Here is a 19,407-nt window from a genome sequence, read left to right as displayed (position 1 = left end):
ACAGCGAGCAAGAGTACTGACATATGAGTGATTTCCTGAAAAATCCCAAAGGACCGATTGCCTGGATGGTGAACAATCCGGTGGCGGCCAATCTGTTGATGGCCATCTGCCTGATCGGTGGACTGATCTCCTTTACCAATATCGGGCAGGAGGTGTTTCCGGATTTAGCCGAAGAGGTGGTGACGATTCGAGTCGGCTATCCCGGAGGAACGCCGGAGGAACTGGAGCAGGGCGTCTGCCTGGTTGTCGAAGAGGCGGTTCGCGGGCTGGAAGGCGTCAAAGAGGTGACAGCTACCGCCAGCGAAGGGTCGGCCAGTGTGGAGGCGGAACTGCTCGATGGCGTCAACGTGATGAAAGTCTATCAGGACATTAAGAGCGAGATCGACCGGATTACAACCTTCCCGGATGAGGCGGAGGAGCCGGAGGTATCTTTGGCATCCCGTCGCCGTGGCGCAATGACGCTGGTGCTCTACGGGGAGATTTCGGATACAGTGCTTCGGGCGCTGGCGGAGCAGGTGCGTGACCGGCTGCAGCAGAGTCCGGAGATTACACAGGTCGATCTTTCGGGAACCCGCGATCTGGAAATCAGCGTGGAGGTATCTCAGGAACAGCTCCGCCGTTATGGGCTGACGCACCGGGGTATCGCTTCGAAGATCAACCAGGAAGCTATCGAGCTTTCCGGCGGGAGAATCAAAACCGACAGCGGCGAAACACTTCTGCGAATGAAGGAACGACGCGATTACGGACTTGATTTCGCAGGACTTCCCGTGGCGGTTTCCGAGGATGGAACGCCGGTGCGGCTGGGTGATATTGCTGATGTGCAGGATGGGCTGGAGGACAGTGACCGCTTTGCATTTTATAACGGCAAACCGGCCATCATGATTGATGTCTACCGCGTTGGTGAACAGACTCCCACCGAGATTTCCAAAGAGGTGTACGCCATGCTGCCGCTGATCCGGGAACAGCTTCCTGACGGCGTGGAAATCCAGGTGCGGAGCGACCGGACTGAAATCTTTGTTCAGCGCGCGGAGCTGCTGCTGCGCAACGGAGCTGTCGGATTGATGCTTGTGATGCTGCTGCTCGGCTTCTTTCTCGAAATCCGGCTCGCCTTCTGGGTGATGATGGGGATTCCGATTTCCTTCCTTGGATCCATGCTGCTGATGCCGGCCCTGGGTATGACCATCAATATGATTACAATGTTCGCCTACCTGATTGCGCTCGGGATTGTGGTGGACGATGCGATCGTGGTGGGTGAAAACATTTACCACTACCAGCAGAAGGGAGAAAAACCGTTTCTTGCCGCTATTAAAGGCTGTCGGGAAGTGGCATCTCCGGTCGGGTTCAGTATTCTGACCAACGTGGCCGCTTTTGTGCCGCTGCTGGTTCTTCCCGGCATGATGGGCAAAATGCTCGGCATGCTGCCGATTGTGGTGATCTCTGTATTTATGCTTTCCTGGCTGGAGAGTATTTACATTCTTCCGGCGCATTTGAGTCACAGTCGACTGCATAAACTGAAAGGACTGCGCAAAAAAATCCATGAACAGCAGCAGCGTTTCAGTAATGCTTTTACCCGCTGGGTTCGCAAGGTGTACGGTCCGTTTCTGGATCGCTGCCTGACGCATCGCTATCTGGTGGTTTCCGCTGCGCTGGCCCTGTTGATTCTCATTGGCGGGTACTGGAAGAGCGGTCGTCTCGGCTTCAGTATGTTCACTACGGTGGAAAGCGATTATTCCGTGGCGACGGTGGTGCTCCCGTACGGTTCGCCGATCGGGGACACCGAACAAATCACGCAACGGGTGGTGAAAGGAGCTCAGGCGGTCCTTGAAGCTTCCGGGCATCCGGAGCTGGTCGAAGGGATTTTTGCAGATGTGGGCCGCGGCGGAACCCATCAGGCACAGGTGCGGGTCTATCTGGCTGATGCAGAGGTGCGCGATAAAATCATGAGTACCATGGCATTCACGCAGGCGTGGCGCAAACAGGTCGGCACGGTGCCGGGCGTTCGCTTCATTCGTTTTTCCGCCGACTCCGGCGGGCCGGGCGGTGGTCCGGCGCTGACGGTTGAGCTGCGGCACGAGAGCATTGCCGTGCTGGAAGCCGCTGCTGCGGAGCTGGGCCGCGAACTGGAGCAGTTCCCGCTGGTGCAGGATGTGGACGACGGCGTGGAAACCGGCAAGTCCCAGTTTGACTTCACCATGAAGCCCGAGGGGACAGCGCTCGGACTGACTCCGACCGAGGTCGGGCGGCAGATCCGCGCTGCCTATCAGGGCGCCGAAGCGCTGCGTCAGCAGCGCGGACGCAACGAAGTGAAAGTGCGTGTCCGCCTGCCGAAAGAGGATCGGGACCGGCTCTACAGCTTCGAAAACTTTATTCTGCGCACTCCGGACGGCGGCGAAGTGCTGTTGGAGGATGCGGTCGATGTTGACGCCGGAACCTCTTACACCTCCATCAAACGGCGCAACGGAATGCGCGCGCTGACGCTGACGGCAGACGTTCGTCCGAAATCCAAGGCGGGCGAAGTGCGCGAGCAGCTTGCCGCCAGTGTCTGGCCGAAAATTATGGATCGCTATCCCGGTCTTGACTACAGCTATGAAGGACGCGATGCCGACAGCCGCGAGAGCTTCGGCAGCATGAAAGTGACGCTGCCGATGGTGCTCGTTGCCATTTACGCCTTGCTGGCCATTCCGTTTAAGAGCTATTCCCAGCCGCTGATCGTGATGATCAGTATTCCGTTCGGAATCATCGGCGCGGTCATCGGTCATCTGATCATGGGCTACGACATGACCATGATCGGTATCATCGGAATGCTGGCACTCAGCGGGGTGGTTGTGAATGACGCGCTGGTGATGATCAGCTTTGCCAATGATCGCCGGGCGCATCATGATAATGCGCACGATGCTGTGGTCTCGGCGGGCATTCAGCGTTTCCGGCCGATCATGCTGACCACGTTCACCACCTTCGGAGGACTGGCCCCGATGATTTTTGAAACATCGCGTCAGGCACGCTTCCTCATCCCGATGGCCATTTCACTCGGTTACGGACTGCTGTTTGCAACCTGTATTACGCTGTTGCTGGTTCCGTCGCTCTACATGATCATTGAGGACATTAAAGGATTGAGAGAGCCCCCGGTTTCGGAATGAGTAAACTGCTGACCGGTGGCGTCAAAGGCCACCTCGTTAAACTGACTCTGCCCAGTATCGGCGGGATGCTCGCCATTATGGTGTTCAACCTGACCGATACCTGGTTTGTATCCCGGCTGGGCACCGACCAGCTCGCCGCGATGGGCTTCACCTTTGCCGTGGTGATGATTGTCGGGGCGCTGGCGATCGGTTTCTCAACCGGCGCGGCGTCGATTATCAGTCGTGCGCTGGGCGCCGGCAATCGCAACCTGGCGGCCCGGACTGTTTCGGACGGTCTCTTTCTGACGATTGCCGGAACCGTAATCATCGGGGTGTCCGGATATCTTGCCATTGATCCGCTTTTTTCTCTGCTCGGAGCCGAAGGCCGCGTACTGACTCTCGTACACGAATATATGCAGATCTGGTTTTGCGGGGCTGTGGCTGCCGTTCTTCCTCCGGTCTGCGACGGCTGTCTGCGTGCGGCAGGCGATATGGTTCGTCCGTTGATCGTGATGTGCACCTGTGCCGTCATGAACATCATTCTCGATCCGATCCTGATTTTCGGGTGGGGGCCCGTTCCGGCCATGGGTATGCGCGGCGCGGCTCTTGCCACCGTGTTTGCGCGGGTCTGCGGAATGGCGGCCTCCCTTGGGTTTCTTCATTATAAACACCGCCTGATCAGCTGGAGCCGCCCCCGCATTCGCGAAATGCTGCAGTCGTGGCGCGAAATTGTTCGCCTCGGCATTCCGGCGGCACTCACGCAGGTGCTCAATCCGGTTGCGCAGGGTTTTTACATCCGTCTCGCCGCCGGTGTCGGCGGTGTGCAGGCGGTCGCCGCCATGGCCACCGGCACACGAATCGAGGCCTTCCTGATGATCCTTGCCATTTCCTACGGCATCGCGCTTGTGCCGTTTGTCGGTCACAACTTCGGTGCCGGAGCACATGAGCGGGTCGACGAAGCCCGCCGCGCCAGCAACCGTTTCGCTCTGATTTACAGTGCAGCGATTTTTTTGATCCTGCTGCCGACCGCCGGAATCTTTTCCGGCTGGTTCAGTAAAGATCCAACCGTTGTGCGCCTGAGTACCACCTATCTGCTGATTGCCGTGCTCGGTCATTCCGGGCTGCACCTCAGCATTTGGATGGGGCAGCTGATGAATGTTATCGGTCGGCCCGGTCCGGTGATGGTGATCGGCTTCGCCCGCGTATTCGGTTTTGTGATGCCGCTCTGCCTGATCGGGAGCCATCTGTTCGGTTTTGTCGGCCTTGTTTCCGGAATTGCTCTGGGCAACCTGCTGAGCGGCGGGCTGGCCTGGAGCCTCGCCCGGCGGGTGCTGAAAAACTGAGTCCGGCTTCCACGGCTTGGAAAATCTGCCCGACTCGGCGCAATAGGCCTTCCAAACATCGGAAAAACGTGGTTTAACTGCGCGCTTATGGCAAAAAAAGGACAAATCATTGAGGTGGAACTTTTCGATACGGCGGATAAAAATCGCTGTGTCGGACAGCTCGAAGACGGTATTAAGGTTTTTGTAGAAGGGCCGGTCGCTGTCGGCGACACCGTCCGGGCAAAAGTCACGAAGATGAAAAAACGCTTCCTGCAGGCGCGCCTGACGGAAGTTGTCAAATTTTCCGACCGGCGCACCGAGCCGCGCTGTAAATATTTCGGGGTTTGCGGCGGATGCAAATGGCAGCACTTCGACTATTCCGAACAGCTGCGCGTCAAACGCAAGCAGGTTGTGGATGCTCTCGAACGACTCGGCGGTTTTGAAAATCCGTCGGTTGCGGACTGTATTCCGGCCCAGGACACATTCGGCTACCGCAATAAAATCGACATGGATTTCACGGATATGCGTTACCTTACGGCCGACGAAATGAATGTGCCGGAAGAAGACCTCGACAAGCCGCTCGACTTTGCGCTCGGATTCCATGCGCCCGGCTGCTTTGCCAAGGCCATCGATATTGATCAGTGCGACATCGCTTCCGACGATATGAATCTCGCTGTCGAAACCGTGCGCCGTTTCATGATTGAGCGCAAGCCCTCCATCTATTCCACCTTCACGCATGAAGGGTTTTTGCGCAATCTGGTCGTTCGGCAGGGCGGGGCCACCGGGGAACTGATGGTGAATCTGATCACATCCTCACACGACAAACCGATGATGGAAGAGCTCTGCACGGAACTGCAGCGCGTGTTCGGCGAAAAACTGACGACCTTTGTGAATGGAATCTGCACGCGCAAAAACATGGTCGCGTTCAACGAAGAAGAACATGTGATGCTCGGCGCAGGATACATCACGGATCGGCTTGGCGAATACAGCTACCGGATTTCGCCCAACTCATTTTTCCAGACCAACACCGCCCAGGCCGAAGTCCTTTATCAGGAAATTATCAACCAGGCGGATTTCCAAGGTTCGGAAACCGTCTATGACCTCTTCTGCGGAACCGGCTCCATTGCGCTGTTTGCCGCCAAACACTGCGGCAAAGTGCTCGGCATCGAGCTGGTCGAAAGCGCTGTCGCCGACGCTCAGAAAAATGCGGCCGCACACGGCGCGGAAAACTGCACCTTCCGCCAGATGGACCTGATGCATTTCGGCAAAATTCGTGATGATCTCGAATCGTTCGGACTTCCGGATGTGGTTATCACCGATCCGCCGCGCGCGGGCATGCATCCCAAAGCCGTCAAAATGCTGCGCGAACTCGCTCCGCCGGTGATCATTTATGTCAGCTGCGGACCGGCCTCGCTGGGACGCGACGGACAGCTTTTGTGCGAAGACGGCCTTTATAGACTGGTCAGCTGCCAGCCGGTGGACATGTTCCCGCAGACCAATCACGTCGAAAGCGTCGCCCGCTTCGAGCTGTGTTCCTGAGACGATTCCTTTACATCTGCCTTGCTGCAGAAGGCTCGCGGTAGACGGTTATAATAGTGTCTGGTCAATGCAGGAGATTCGGTGGTGGTTGCAACCTTTGCTCTGCCTTGATCTCATTTCCGGTTTTTTTTGATTAAAACCGCCTTCCAGGCATTGGAAGTTTTTCTTGATGTAAATCAAGGATGATTTATTCAGAAAGCGATAATGTCCTTTTGCAATTGAATTTAAGTCACGGCAGAGAAAGGAGTGTCAATGAAGATGATTTCATATTCCAAGACCGTCTGGGTGGCATCAATCGGACTTCTGGTGCTGTCAGTAAGTACGGCATGCGTCCGCAACGATGCTTCGAATAATCCGCTGAAAACAGACAATGAAGGGAGAGCTGGTCTCATGAAACACGGAATCGAAAGCAATATCACCGTCGCGAATCTCGTTGTCCGGTATCCGCAACTCCGGGCAAGCCTGGAACTCATGGGCATTGATTATTGCTGCGGTGGAAAAAAACCGCTGGGCATCGCGGTCAAGGAAGCCGGGCTGCAATGGGAGGCTGTACAGGAAGCATTGATGGAAGCTCTTGCAGTGCAGCCGGAATCTGTGAAAAAGAATTGGGCCGATGTTCCGCTCAGTGAGCTGGTCGATCATATTGTCCTCACGCACCATGTTTTTATGAAGGAGCAGTTGCCGCGACTTAGCGGTTTACTGGTGAAGGTTGAAAAAGCACACGGTGCGCAGCATGGCGAGATGCTTGCTCAGCTTCGTCTCAACTACAGCACCCTGCGCTCCGAGCTCGAAGCCCACCTGATGAAAGAGGAGCAGGACCTCTTTCCGCTCATTAAGCAGATCGAGGCGTTTTCATGCGGCAACGGTCCTGCGCCTGTGTCCCATTGCCGCAACATGGCTGATCCAATCCGGCAAATGGAGATCGAGCACGACCACGCAGGCAATACGCTGGCCACCCTGCGCAGGTTGACTGATAACTATCAACTGCCGTCGGATGCCTGCCCAACCTTTGAGGCTCTCTACGAGGGGCTTGCCGCCATGGAGGCCGACCTGCATGAGCACATACATCTGGAAAACAACATTCTGTTTCCTAAAAGTGCAGAGCAGGCAGCGACGGTAAATTACTAATCAGACGGATCTGTTCATAACCGGAAACGCTGAGTAGAATGCCGGCAAGAAGCGGAAAAAAGAAAGGAAACAGATTATGCATGCAAGAGAGATAAAAAAGGGAATCGAAGCCATCTGCTGTGTGCACTGGGAACGTCGGCTTTTTGATTCTCTGATTCCTCTTCCTGACGGAACCAGCTATAACGCCTATCTGGTGCGAGGCGAGACGGCTACGGCGCTGGTCGACAGCGCCGACCCCGCGCTGCGCGACGAGCTGATGGAACAGCTCCAAGGCGTGGATAACATTGATTATGTGGTCTCCCAGCATTCCGAACAGGATCATGCCGGCGCGCTTCCCGATGTGCTGAAACGGTTTCCATCTGCGAAACTGCTGTGCAGCGAAAAAGCCCGCGACATGCTGATCTCGCACCTGCATGTTCCGGAGGAACGCGTCCGGGTGGTGGCCGATGGTGAGAGCGTTTCGCTTGGCAACAAAACACTGACCTTTATTTATACACCATGGGTGCACTGGCCGGAAACCATGTGCACCTATGTGCCGGAAGATCAATGCCTGTTTTCCTGCGATTTTTTCGGGTCTCATTTGGCGACGACCGACCTGTATGTGACTGATCAGGCAAAGGTTTATGAGGCGGCCAAGCGCTATTATGCCGAAATCATGATGCCGTTCCGCGCGATCATCGCTAAAAATATCGAAAAGCTCTCGGAGCTTGATTTCGATATGATCGCCCCGAGCCATGGCCCCGTTTACGACCAGCCGGATTTTATCCTTGAGGCGTATAAAGACTGGATTTCGCCGCAGATGAAAAACGAAGTGGTGCTGCCGTATATCAGCATGCACGGCTCCACTGAAATGATGGTGAAACATCTGATCGATGCGCTGACCGCGAAAGGGGTCTCCGTCCAGGCCTTTGATCTGGCAGTTGTGGATATTGGCAAGCTGGCGATTGCGCTGGTGGATGCCGCTACACTGATCGTTGGCACCCCGACCGTGCATGTCGGGCCGCACCCTGCGGTCTATTATGTATCGCATCTAGCCAACCTGCTGAAGCCCAAGCTCAAATATGCCGCTATCGTCGGCTCATACGGATGGAGCAGCAAGGCGATTGAGCAGATTGCCGGGCTGATTCCCAACCTCAAAGTTGATGTGCTGGGAACAGTTCTGCAAAAAGGACTGCCGGACGCGGGGACCTTCGCCCAGATCGATATCTTGGCAGACAATATCGCCAAGGCACATTACGCAGATGAATTGGTGTCAGGAACCGGGCGAGCTGTTTAGGCACGGATCAGTTTCTGAGCATGCAGGTGGATATTCGTGTGTCGCGCAAGCGACAAGCTGACATGTGTTCCGGCTGAAAACGTTTTTTGTCGGGGATTGGTGTCACTTGTTAACGGGTGGGTGCAGGGTTTCTCCGGGGTAGACTTTCAGATTTGCCGGTTCAATCAGGAGCGGGCCTTTCCATGTATCCAGATTGCCGCCTGCCTTAATCCAGTTAAACACGGGGCGCAGGATTTTCTGGATGTCCGGCTTTTCAAAACAGGTAATGCTTGGGGTGGAGTGCATGCCGATACCTTCATCATCGATTGTGCAGATTGAGATATCTTTTTCGGGGTCCAGGCCGTTGTTTTTGCAGGCGCGGATCAAAGCGATTGCTGCATGAACGGTTGTGCAGAAAACAGCGGTAATGTTTTTCAGGGCACCCTTTTGAATCTGTTCGTCAAGAAATGTGTACCCTTCGTTAAACGGATTGATGTTTGCTTTAATGAACGGAGCCGTATTCTCGTTGAGGGTGCTCCAGTACTCCCACTGGCTGATTCGATTGTTCAGTACATCACTGATATCTGACTGGAGGTGCAGGCAGGCAATGTTCTGATGCCCCATTTGGCTCAGCTGATCCAGCAGCTGACGAACGAAAATGGCAGGGTACAGATTGATCGAAAGAATCTGATGATGACTCATATTGGTGTTCAGAAACACCAGACCGTCTTTGGCCAGAAACTGCAGAAGTGTTTCCTCCGGGATTTTTTCTTCTGACGGAATAATGAATACGCCGTCGAAGTTGGAGAACACATCGCTGATGGAGGTATCGTTCCAGTGGACGAACAGGAAGGGGCGAAACAGAACGCTGTGTTGTTCTGCACAGCGAAAGAGTTCTTCGTACCAGATTCGAATGTTACCTGATGAAAAAGCGGGTGGGGTGAGAATTGCGACCCGTACGTTTTGAGATGAGCCGACCGTTTGGGGGGTTATTTCATAACGGCCGTTATCTGCCCGGCTGATCATTTTTTTTTGTTCCAGCAGGGAGAGGGCTTTGCGAATGGTCAGTCGGTTGGCTCCCAGCTTTTCCGCCAGAATGCGTTCGCTGGGTAACCCGGAAAGAGAAAAGTCTCCCTTTTCGATTTGCTTCTCGATTGTCGCTGCCAAGCGTTCAAATTTTTGCATGGGATTATTTTCTACGAAGGATATTCCGTGTCCAGCCTAAAAAAAATTTTTAAGCCTGTTCCTGGCCTATGAGATGCCGTTTTTGACCCAAATTTCAAAAATTTGAGAGATGCATTTGATTTTGGACTATAGCGGTATCTGCTTTTTTTTGGTGTGTTTGGCTGTTTTCATCGATTACGGGTTGACGATGTACAGTTTTTGGTATAAAAAATATTGAAGTAAACCTGAAAGGGTATCGTTGGCGCGCTGTCAGGGGTATCGAGGTGAACATTCAGAAGAGCGCGAATGATCAATTAACAAGGAGGGTCGAAGTGAGGAAAATTGTATCCGTATTGTTAGGTATTCTGCTGGCTGGGGTGGTCAGTGCGAACGTAGTCGTTAATGGAAGCTTTGAGACAGGACCGATCGGTATTCTCAGTCCGTTGCCTGCAGTGGATCAGGTAACCGGCTGGCGTGCGTTTGATACTACGGGGAGTACTGTCACGTTTGAACTGATTAATGATCCTTCAGAGGCAACGGATGGGGACAATTATATGAAGATTGTTTCGGTCGGTGCGGCGTCCGGTGATGCCGCTATTGATATTACACATACCGGTGCCGGCGGAGTTTCTCTTTCTCCCGGGGTTACTTACAGGGTTTCATTTGATGCCAAGCGGGTATCTGGCACCGCCAATAATCTGGCTCTGACAATCCGAACATATGATGGCGGCTCTATTCTGGAACAGTTTATTACCACAGGGCTTTCGCTTTCAGAAGAGTGGACAACCTATTCTTATGAAATTGCACCGACTCTCTTTGAAGCGGGAGGGGGCGAAGGCAATCTGTATATTGGCTTTCGGCCGAAAGGCGCCACTCTGCTTAATGAGACTATTTGTATTGATAATGTTTCTGTAACCGAGGTGCCTAACGAGCTTGGGAACGGAGGTTTTGAAAGCGGGACCGTTGGGCTTTATCCGGCGGCGGGACTGCCGAATATTGATAACGGAATTCCGGGCTGGCGTATGTTTGATACTACAAAAAGCTCGGTTTCATATGAACTGGTGAATGATCCTGCAGGAGCCACCGAGGGCAGTAATTATGTGAAGATTATTTCCACAGCAGGAGCAAGCGGATCTGCAGATGCTGCATTGGACATTTATCAGGTAAACCCGGGCGTCAATGCGTTTCGGCTTTCGCCGGGAGCCAGCTATACGGTTTCGTTTGATGCCAAGGTGATTGCGGGAACCGATAATCGCCTTGAGGTTCAGGTTAAGACTTTTGAGGGTACGTCCATCCTAGAGAATAATCTGGTGGGAGAGGTCATTACGCTCACAGCCGATTGGACAACTTATTCCTACGAAATCAGACCGACTCTGTTTGAATCGAATGGAACAGATCCTAATTTTTACATTGGACTTCGGACCAAAGCAGGCGGGTTTTTACTGGATGAGACGGTTTGCATTGATAACCTGACGGTTTCAGAGCTTCCAAAGCCCAGACGTCTTGTCAACGGCAGCTTCGAAGAGGGACCGGTCGGCGATCTTTCTCTGCCTTCAAATGATGAGGTGACCGGCTGGCGGGCATTTGATGTGTCGGGCAGCAACAGCATTGAACTGGTCAATGATCCAGCCGAGGCAACGGACGGTGCCCATTACGTGAAAATCACATCGGTTCTGAGTGGTGTCAACAGCGATACCGGATTCGATGTTACGATGAACGGTGCCGGGAAATGCATGCTTTCCACAGGGGTTACATACCGGGTTCTATTTGATGCCAAATGGGTGTCCGGATCGGATAACTCGCTGAATTTTCAGGTGAAAACCTTTGAAGAGGGAACCGGAGGTCCGGTTTTCGAAGACCAGTTAGTCAGTGAAAACATTACGCTCGCCTCAGAATGGACCACTTATTCGTATGAATTTACGCCAACCCTGCTGCCATCCAATGGAGTCAACGGTATCACGTTTTATGCCGGGTTCCGTCCCAAAGACGGCGTGTATCTACAGGATGAGATTATCTATATCGATAATGTACGACTGCTCGATCTGGCGTACACCTATACCGGATGGATTGAGTCATATCCGACCTTGGGCATATCAACCAATTACACGGATGATCCGGATGCGGACGGAATGAACAACCTTCTTGAATATGCGCTTGGGGGAGATCCATCCGCTTCAGATGCCTCTTCCGTTAAGCCTTCTTCCGTAATGGATGGCGAGTGGATCTATTATATCTATAAGCAGCACAAGGAGTATGAACAGCTCGGTCTGGATTACAGCGTGTTTTCGGGATTGGAACTGGATTCGGCTCTGTTGACGAATGCCACGTCTGTCATTGGTTCCGGCGAGTATGATGCGGACTTTAATCTGGTGACAAACGGTATTCTGACGGATGTCCAACAGGCCTTTATGCAGTTGAAAGTTCAAAAGACCGAGTAGTTCGGGATTGTTACGCTCCGGAGAGACCGAATTGAAATCTCTCCGGAGCTTTTTGTATCAAAATTTATCGCGTAGAGCGAGACGCTCGATAACTTTCCAAAGGCAGGTGTTTCATGAGCCGCATCCGTATTTTTCTGTATCTGTTTTCTATTTGCTGCTGCCTGCGGCAGAACCTGCTGGCGGAAGAACCCGGACGGCCCAATATTATTATTTTTATGACCGATGATGCCGGGTATTCCGACATCAGTCTGTACGGCAGTGAGATCCAAACGCCGCATATTGATCAGTTGGCTGAACGCGGGGTTGTTTTCCGTACGTTTTATAATAATGCCCGTTGCAGTCCCACCCGGGCCTCTTTGCTGACGGGGCTTTATCCCCATAGTGTTGGCGTCGGAGACCTGTGTGGAGAAGGGTATGCCTCGGACCTGCCGGGATATGCCGGATATTTGAAACATACAAACAATGCGACTATCGCGGAACTGCTCGGCAATGCCGGTTATGAAACCCTGTTGAGCGGTAAGTGGCATCTGGGCGGTGAACCGGAGTTTTCTGCAGGTTTTAATTCCCACCCGATGCGAAGAGGATTCGATAATTTTTACGGGCTGCTCGGCCCTTCCGCCGACTACTTTGAGCCGCAGCAGTATTGGGACGGTTTTGAGCCGGCTGAGCCGCCGGGCAATGACCCGAACTGGTATTCGGAAGATGCTTTTGGGGATAAGGCGGTCGAATGGATTGAGGATGCTGTCGCCGAGGAAAAACCGTTCTTTTTACATTTGGCATTCAAGGCGCCGCACAATCCGCGGCAGGCGCTGGATGAAGATTATCGGCCATACCTGCCGGGGTATGCAAAGGAATTATGGCCGTCGGTCATGACGGATCGTGTGGAAAAGCTCAAAGCAAACGGAATCATTCCCGAGGAGTGGGGCGCCAACGGATTTGAATTTGATGATGCCTATTATGACAACATGCCGGAAGAACGGGCACAGAATCTGCGGGAAATTGCTGCAATCAAAGCGGGCGCGATTGTTTCCGCAGACCGGAATGTCGGCAAGGTCATGGCGGCACTGGACAGGCTGGGGCAGACCGGTAATACGCTGGTGTTTTTCTTCAGCGATAACGGCAGTGCATTGGCGCATGATCTGAACAACATCTGGAACGCTCCGTTTCGCGGAAGTAAAGGCGATTTGACCGAAGGCGGAGTGGCTTCTCACTGTATTGTCCAGTGGCCGGATGATATCAGCGCTCGCCGCATCGTTTCAGCAAAGGCCGACGTTCTGGATATTATGCCGACAGTGCTGGACGCCGCCGGAGTCAAATATCCTGAACAGTTCAAGGAGCGTACGCTGCATCCGCTGGAAGGAGTCAGTTTGATGCCGTTGTTGAAAGACCATGACAGTTTCACGGTAACCCATCGGAAACTGTTCTGGGAGCTGTACGGACAGAAGGCCGTCATCCAGGACAACAAGTGGAAATACTATCAGTCTTACGATACAAAAACAGGAGTCTCGGAAGAGTTCCTATTTGACCTGGAGAACGATGGAACGGAACTGAACAATCTGATTGATACACCGCAGGGACGCGAAATTGCAGCGGGGCTTCGTGCGGACTGGAAGGAATGGGCGAACCGGGTTGGCGCAGAGGCATATTCGGTGGTGAAGAGCGCCCGGAAAGAATTCCATGACCAGAACCCGTCCATACCTCCGGCTGCCATTTCGTCGGCGCAGCTGGTCAACGGAAGTTTTGAAGGCCGTTCCTCCAGGCAGCTGGTCCCGCCGGGTCCGTCTGTTGATGAGGCGCCGGGATGGCGCGCATTTGATACCACCGGTCAAAACAGTATCCGTTTGGTGACAGACCCTTCCGGCGCCAGTGATGGGAACAATTACATTGAAATTATCTCCACTCTGAGCGGAAGTGGGCTCGGAGACACCGGTGTTGATGTGACGACAACCGGCGCCGGAGCATTTGTCCTTTCCGTCGGGAAAACCTATACGGTTTCATTTGATGCGAAATGGGTGTCCGGTCCGGACAATTCGCTGAATGTATCGATTCGTGCCCAAGACGGCAGTCGGGATGTCGGGGCGCAGTTTGCTGGAGAAAGCTTTTCCCTTGCCTCGGACTGGACATCATACAGTTACACATTTGACGTTACTGAAGAATACCGACTGCCAAACGGAGAGAGTCCGTTGCTCTATATCGGCTTCCGGCCTAAAAACGGCGGGACCCTGCAGGAGGAGACGATCCGGATTGATCATGTTCAGGTGACTGTTCATTAGGAGATTTTCAGCACATGTATAAACGACAACTAAATGCAGGTGGATATTTTGCGGGAGGGATTCTGGCAGGCGTGTTGATGTCGCATTTATCGTTCGCTGATGAAGTAATTAGTTTTCCTAATATTCTTTTGATTGTGGCAGACGATTTCGGTGTAGGCAGTATTAACGCGTACGGGGCACCGTCTGATCTTGTGCGGACTCCAAACCTGAATCGGTTGACTGAAGAGGGGATGCGGTTTTCAAATGCCAATGCGCCGGCCTCGGTATGCTCCCCGACACGCTATGCGTTGTTGACCGGTCGTTATGCATGGCGCGGCCCGTTCCCATATGGCGTCCATGATCCGTTTGAGCCGGCCTCTTTTGACGCCGGTCAGTCGACGATTGCCTCGTTACTGCAGTTCAAAGGATACCGGACTGCGAGTATCGGGAAATGGCATCTGGGATATGGAACGCCGGATGAGGGGCAGGATCATGTTGATTTTACAAAGCCGCTGTATCCGGGACCGAACGATGTTGGATTTGATTATCACTTTGGAATTCCGCAGAACCTGGATGACGGGCATCGGGGCTGGATTGAAAACAACGGAGTTTATGGGCTGAGATCCTCGAAAATCAGTCCCTACGGAAAATCGTTCTATGGAGGTCCGTACACCGGATTCGATGCGCCTCAGAGAAGCCGGGAGGAGGCAATGGGAACTGTTACGGACCGTGCGATTGAATGGATTCGTTCGGAATGTCGCAAGGAGTCGGCTCGTCCGTTCTTTCTCTATTTTGCTCCCCCCGCGGTGCATCATCCGATTGTTCCTTCGAAAACGATGCGCGGGACCAGCGGATGTGGGGCGTATGGAGCCTTTATCCATGATCTGGACTGGTCGGTCGGCCGGTTGATTGACACGCTGGCTTACGAAGGAATTCGTGATGATACCTTGATCATTTTTACTGCTGATAACGGCGGTGATTTGCCGGGTGATAAGGACAAGCCGGAGATTCAGGCCCGGGGCGCCGGGCTTCTGGCGAACGGTCCGCAGCGCGGTGATAAACACACCATTTATGAAGGCGGGTTGCGCATTCCGATGATTGTTCGATGGCCGGGCAGGGTTGAGGCGGGCTCCATCAGCGACCATATGGTGAATTTGGTCGATTTGTATGCCACCTTTTCCGAGATGTTGGGCCATCGTCCATTGGCTAAAGGAGAAGCTCCGGACAGTATCAGTTTTCTTCCGATACTTCTTGGTCGGGCTCAGTCTGTGCGCAAACCAATGGTTTGCAATAATGTCGCCGGAATTCTCTCTCTTCGCGATGGTTTCTGGAAATATATCGAAGGAAAATTTCCCGACTCACTTCCGCAAAAAGACGGAAGTCGCAATGCCTTTCAGAGCGAAGCTCAGCCGGCACTGTACAATCTCGAAGACGATCCGGCCGAACAGAACAACCTGATTGCTGAGTTTCCAGAAAAGGTGAGCCGAATGCAGGAAATATTGAATAAATATCGGGATAGCGGTCGATCCCGCTGATTTAGAAAGGATGAGGGAGTGATGAACCGAAGAAATTTTGTAATGAGTGCGACTTCGACATTGGGGATTGCCCCGATGATTGCGAACGCTTTGTCAAAATCACCGAATGTTTCCGGGCAGGGTGTGCTGAAAGGTTTTATTGTGTCCGACGCCCATTTCGGGTGGCGCAATGAACAGCAGCCGGACCCTCAGCGGCAGCGCGAACTGATTACTCATATTCATGAGCGGTTTCCGGATCTGGATTTGTGGCTCGATACCGGTGATGCCCATCACAGCTCCTTAGGCGCGAAGGCTGTTTTTGACGCCGCAACGACAGACTGGTGCGACATTATCGCCAACCAGAGCAATAAGGCCTTGTTCTACTATGTTCCCGGCAATCATGAGATCTGTCAGCCGACTGCGGGGCAGGATTCTGAACGCCGCTGTGCCCGCATGGGAAGCATGTCCTATCGGCCGTATTACAGCTTTGATGTGAAAGGAATTCATTTTGTCTCCGTTCCGGAGCTCGAGCATCCGGTTTATATCAACAAAGAGACAATGGATTGGCTGAAGCTGGACCTGGATTTGAATCGTGATAAAACCGTCATCCTTCTTTCTCACAACAATGTCAAGGGAACCACCCATTTTGATGACACCTTCATGGCCGGCTATCGCGGCGTGGCCAATAGTAAAACTCTTCTCGATGTGATTGAGCAGCATCCGAATGTGATTGCCTGGATGCATGGTCACAATCATGACTATGTGGTTTCCAGGCATAACAATCGCCTGTTTGTCTCGAATGGACGCATTGGCGGATTTAATCCGCACCATGCGTATGAGGATGGTGAGCCGCTGGGCGGGATCTATTTTGAAGTGTGGCCGGACCGGCTGGTCGTCCAGTGTTACAGCGCCGAGCATGAACTGTTTATTGATGAGGGGCTGGGGCGCAAGGGGCGCTCGCAGACTCTCAGGGTGTCGACCACCGTCGATCCTCTTGCGCCGACCGGCTATGCGTTTGGGCACGGGGGCTTTCTGGATGGGCAGCGGGCCGCTGTGCATAACTACCATACATCAAAGGATTCGCTCTGTTCGCTGATTCTTGCCGGAACAGAGGATGCCTGTATTAATGAAAATATCGGCTTCTCTGATTATACCCACCGCAGTGATAACCCTCAGTATAAGCAATGGGACGTATTCGGCTTTAAGGTGAGGCACAACGGCTGGCCCCGGTATTTTGAGGAGAAAAACGATGTGTGGCGCTGGTTGAATCCCGGCGTTTTGCTGCTGGCGCGAGAGTCTTCCGAAGAGGTCACTTCCTTGAACCTGCCGGATCCCGGATTCGCCAATGTCATGTATTACCGGGCCGTTCCTGGGCGGCCCTATGAGTGCAGATTGAAGGTCGCCTCGAAGCAGGGCGGGGAAAAGCTCGAACTGCGGGTCCGAGTCTGTTCGCAGGAGGGACGGGGACTTTGGAAGACCACTCTGCCTGTGCGCAGTCTGGAATCCGGCGAGCAGACGCTGGTTTTTCCGATCGAAGTGCCGGAGATCCATGATCGTAAAACCATTTACGGGGGAGGGATGCTCGACTCGGAAATCCAGCTTTCGATTGAGGCCCGCTTCCGTTCCCTGATGAACGATCTGACCATTTACGAAGCCGCTTTTTATCGGGCTGATTCTGAAGGAGCGACGCTCAACCCGGAATTGACGTTTAATGGAGTCCCGGTCGGTAAGGCCGGATCTCTCGGCTCCGGAAAGACACTGACGCGTTCCGTGGCGAAGCCGACAGACGACCGCTGGCTGGTCGAGGGGAGCTGTGAAGGATCCCACCGCATGCTGTGGTACTGCCGCCAGACGAATATTGACTGGCAGGTCCGCAATGCTCCTGTGGCGGATCATGGGGCTTATCTGGAGGTCGGTGCTCCGACCAATACCTGGTCCACCGGAAATGAGGTGGTTATTCAGCCGACGGCGACAACGCGGGATGCTGTGTTCGTGCATCGTCTGCGTCAGATCGATGGCGCCAGAATCTGGCCGTTAAACCGCGGGAATTCGCAGGTTTCAATTGAGATGCTGTCCGGGGCCGAAACCGGAACGGTGGAGGTGTGTGTCCAGAAGCGTCCGGCAGATGTGAGAGGAGCTGTTTCCTGGTCTTACGAGAACGGTGTCGTTCAGGTTCAGTTAGCCGCGGGAAGCCGTGTGACCGTTGTGGCGGGATGAGAAAGCCCGAAATAAAGAACGTATAGACGCGGAGAAGGTACGCATGGTTCGGATGGGAAAATCCTGTTTGCCGGTATTGCTTGGCTTGAGTCAGTTGCTCGTAACGGCTGCAGACGCGAAGCCGCTGAATGTGCTGTTTGTTGTCGTCGACGACTTGCGGCCTGAGCTGGACTGTTATGGCGCGGAAAAAGTCGGGACTCCGAACATTGACCGGTTGGCGGCAAAAGGAGTCAAATTCAATCGGGCCTATGCACAGTATCCCGTCTGCAACCCGAGCCGGTCTTCGTTCCTGACGGGTCGCCGCCCGGATGAGCTTGGTATTTATCAGAACCAAATGCCGGTGCGCAGAAAGTGGCCGGACGCCGTGACGCTGCCGCAGTTGTTCCGCAGCAGCGGTTATTTCACCGCAGGGCTGGGGAAGATCCTGTGTGCGGGGACGGACGAAGGCGGAGCTTATGCCCCGTATCGGGACGACCTGTCGTATGACCGGTTTTTCAATGCGAAAGAGCATGCTCCCAAGATTGGGAGCCAAGGCGAGGGGCGCCGGCTGGGTGACGGAAGCATCCCCTGGGCCCGGTGGCTTGCTGCCGAAGGCGGCGATGCGGCTCAGCCCGATGGAATACTGGCGGCAGAGGCGGTGCGGCTTCTTCAGGATCATCGGGATGAACCGTTTTTCATCGCTGTAGGTTTCCACAAGCCGCATGACCCGTTTGTGGCGCCGAAAGAATATTTTAAGAAGTATCCGCTTGAAGAGATCAGCCTGGCGGCTGAACCGGATGATCGCACTCCGCTGCTGGATTATTCGCTGCCGAACCGGAATCTTTTTTCTTCTTTCGGGGAAAGAGATCAGCGCGAGTTCAAGCGGGCCTATCATGCCTGTGTGACGTTTGTCGATACACAGGTGGGCCGGCTGTTTGCGGCCATGGACCGCTTGAAACTGTGGGACAGCACCATTGTCGTCCTGCTCGGAGATCACGGTTATCACCTGGGGGATCGCGGCTGGTGGAACAAGGTGACCGTGTTTGAGCGCGGCGCCCGGGCACCGCTGATGATGTGGGTGCCCGGGATAGACAGCATGGGACAGAATACCGAGTCCATTGCGGAGTTTGTGGACCTGTACCCGACCCTCGTGGATCTGTGCGGACTTCAGGAACCGTATAAATTATCCGGCAAGAGTCTGCGCCCGGTGCTGGAGAATCCTTCCAAACCTTGGGAGCACGCGGCGTATACCCAGGTAACACGTGGAGTCATCGGCATGGGCTACAGTATTCGCACGGACCGCTGGCGGTTGATTCAGTGGGGTGTCAACGGTGAAGGCGGCGTTGAGCTGTATGACCACTCCAGCGATGAAGGCGAGTACTATAATCTGGCCGATCACCCCGAATACCGGCGGATTAAAAAACAGTTGGCGGCCCGTTTGAAAAAGGGATTCCCCGGCCTTCAAAAATAGTGTTTGAGAAAG

11 protein-coding genes are annotated in these 19,407 nt (G+C 53.8%); 10 read left to right on the top strand and 1 reads right to left on the bottom strand.

From position 1 onward, the window contains the following. The first annotated feature begins 23 nt into the window (after nt 1–23). The 5 genes from GT409_RS00660 to GT409_RS00640 all read left to right on the top strand — a co-directional run bounded on the left by GT409_RS00660 (nt 24) and on the right by GT409_RS00640 (nt 8,381). Nucleotides 24–3,137, top strand: coding sequence for an efflux RND transporter permease subunit (locus tag GT409_RS00660; protein WP_160626054.1), 3,114 nt, complete (start codon nt 24–26; stop codon nt 3,135–3,137). After that, nucleotides 3,134–4,459 carry an MATE family efflux transporter gene (locus GT409_RS00655; RefSeq protein ID WP_160626053.1) on the top strand — a complete coding sequence of 442 codons (1,326 nt, stop codon included), beginning with the start codon at nt 3,134–3,136 and terminating at the stop codon, nt 4,457–4,459. Before GT409_RS00660 ends, GT409_RS00655 begins: the two co-directional genes overlap by 4 nt. A gap of 87 nt (nt 4,460–4,546) precedes the next feature. Next, a complete protein-coding gene (rlmD, locus tag GT409_RS00650; RefSeq protein ID WP_160626052.1) occupies nt 4,547–5,977 on the top strand; it encodes a 23S rRNA (uracil(1939)-C(5))-methyltransferase RlmD in 1,431 nt (476 codons plus the stop codon). Nucleotides 5,978–6,229: 252 nt separating this feature from the next. After that, complete coding sequence (gene ric / locus GT409_RS00645; protein WP_160626051.1) at nt 6,230–7,105, top strand: iron-sulfur cluster repair di-iron protein; 876 nt, start codon at nt 6,230–6,232, stop codon at nt 7,103–7,105. Nucleotides 7,106–7,181: 76 nt separating this feature from the next. Continuing rightward, nucleotides 7,182–8,381, top strand: coding sequence for an FprA family A-type flavoprotein (locus GT409_RS00640; RefSeq protein ID WP_160626050.1), 1,200 nt, complete (start codon nt 7,182–7,184; stop codon nt 8,379–8,381). Nucleotides 8,382–8,483: 102 nt separating this feature from the next. Here the strand turns inward: GT409_RS00640 and GT409_RS00635 are convergent, their stop codons facing one another. After that, the gene (locus GT409_RS00635; protein ID WP_160626049.1) at nt 8,484–9,545 is read right to left on the bottom strand and encodes a GntR family transcriptional regulator; all 1,062 of its coding nucleotides are present in this window, start codon (nt 9,543–9,545) and stop codon (nt 8,484–8,486) included. Between the two features lie 311 nt (nt 9,546–9,856). Here GT409_RS00635 and GT409_RS00630 point away from each other — a divergent pair, with 311 nt between their 5' ends. From GT409_RS00630 to GT409_RS00610, 5 genes are all read left to right on the top strand, one after another. Continuing rightward, complete coding sequence (locus tag GT409_RS00630) at nt 9,857–11,962, top strand: carbohydrate binding domain-containing protein (RefSeq protein WP_160626048.1); 2,106 nt, start codon at nt 9,857–9,859, stop codon at nt 11,960–11,962. A gap of 113 nt (nt 11,963–12,075) precedes the next feature. Then, nucleotides 12,076–14,235 (top strand): sulfatase-like hydrolase/transferase, encoded by a 2,160-nt coding sequence (locus GT409_RS00625; protein WP_160626047.1) that lies wholly within the window; start codon nt 12,076–12,078, stop codon nt 14,233–14,235. A gap of 14 nt (nt 14,236–14,249) precedes the next feature. Then, a complete protein-coding gene (locus tag GT409_RS00620) occupies nt 14,250–15,749 on the top strand; it encodes a sulfatase-like hydrolase/transferase (protein ID WP_160626046.1) in 1,500 nt (499 codons plus the stop codon). Nucleotides 15,750–15,791: 42 nt separating this feature from the next. Next, nucleotides 15,792–17,945, top strand: coding sequence for a metallophosphoesterase family protein (locus tag GT409_RS00615; protein ID WP_160626045.1), 2,154 nt, complete (start codon nt 15,792–15,794; stop codon nt 17,943–17,945). 43 nt (nt 17,946–17,988) lie between these two features. Further along, nucleotides 17,989–19,395, top strand: a complete 1,407-nt coding sequence (locus GT409_RS00610; protein ID WP_160626044.1) for a sulfatase — start codon at nt 17,989–17,991, stop codon at nt 19,393–19,395. Nucleotides 19,396–19,407: the final 12 nt, after the last annotated feature.

It is taken from the genome of Tichowtungia aerotolerans, assembly GCF_009905215.1.
Taxonomy (GTDB): domain Bacteria; phylum Verrucomicrobiota; class Kiritimatiellia; order Kiritimatiellales; family Tichowtungiaceae; genus Tichowtungia; species Tichowtungia aerotolerans.
Note: the sequence above shows the minus strand (reverse complement) of the source record. Positions and strands in the feature narration are given on the sequence as shown.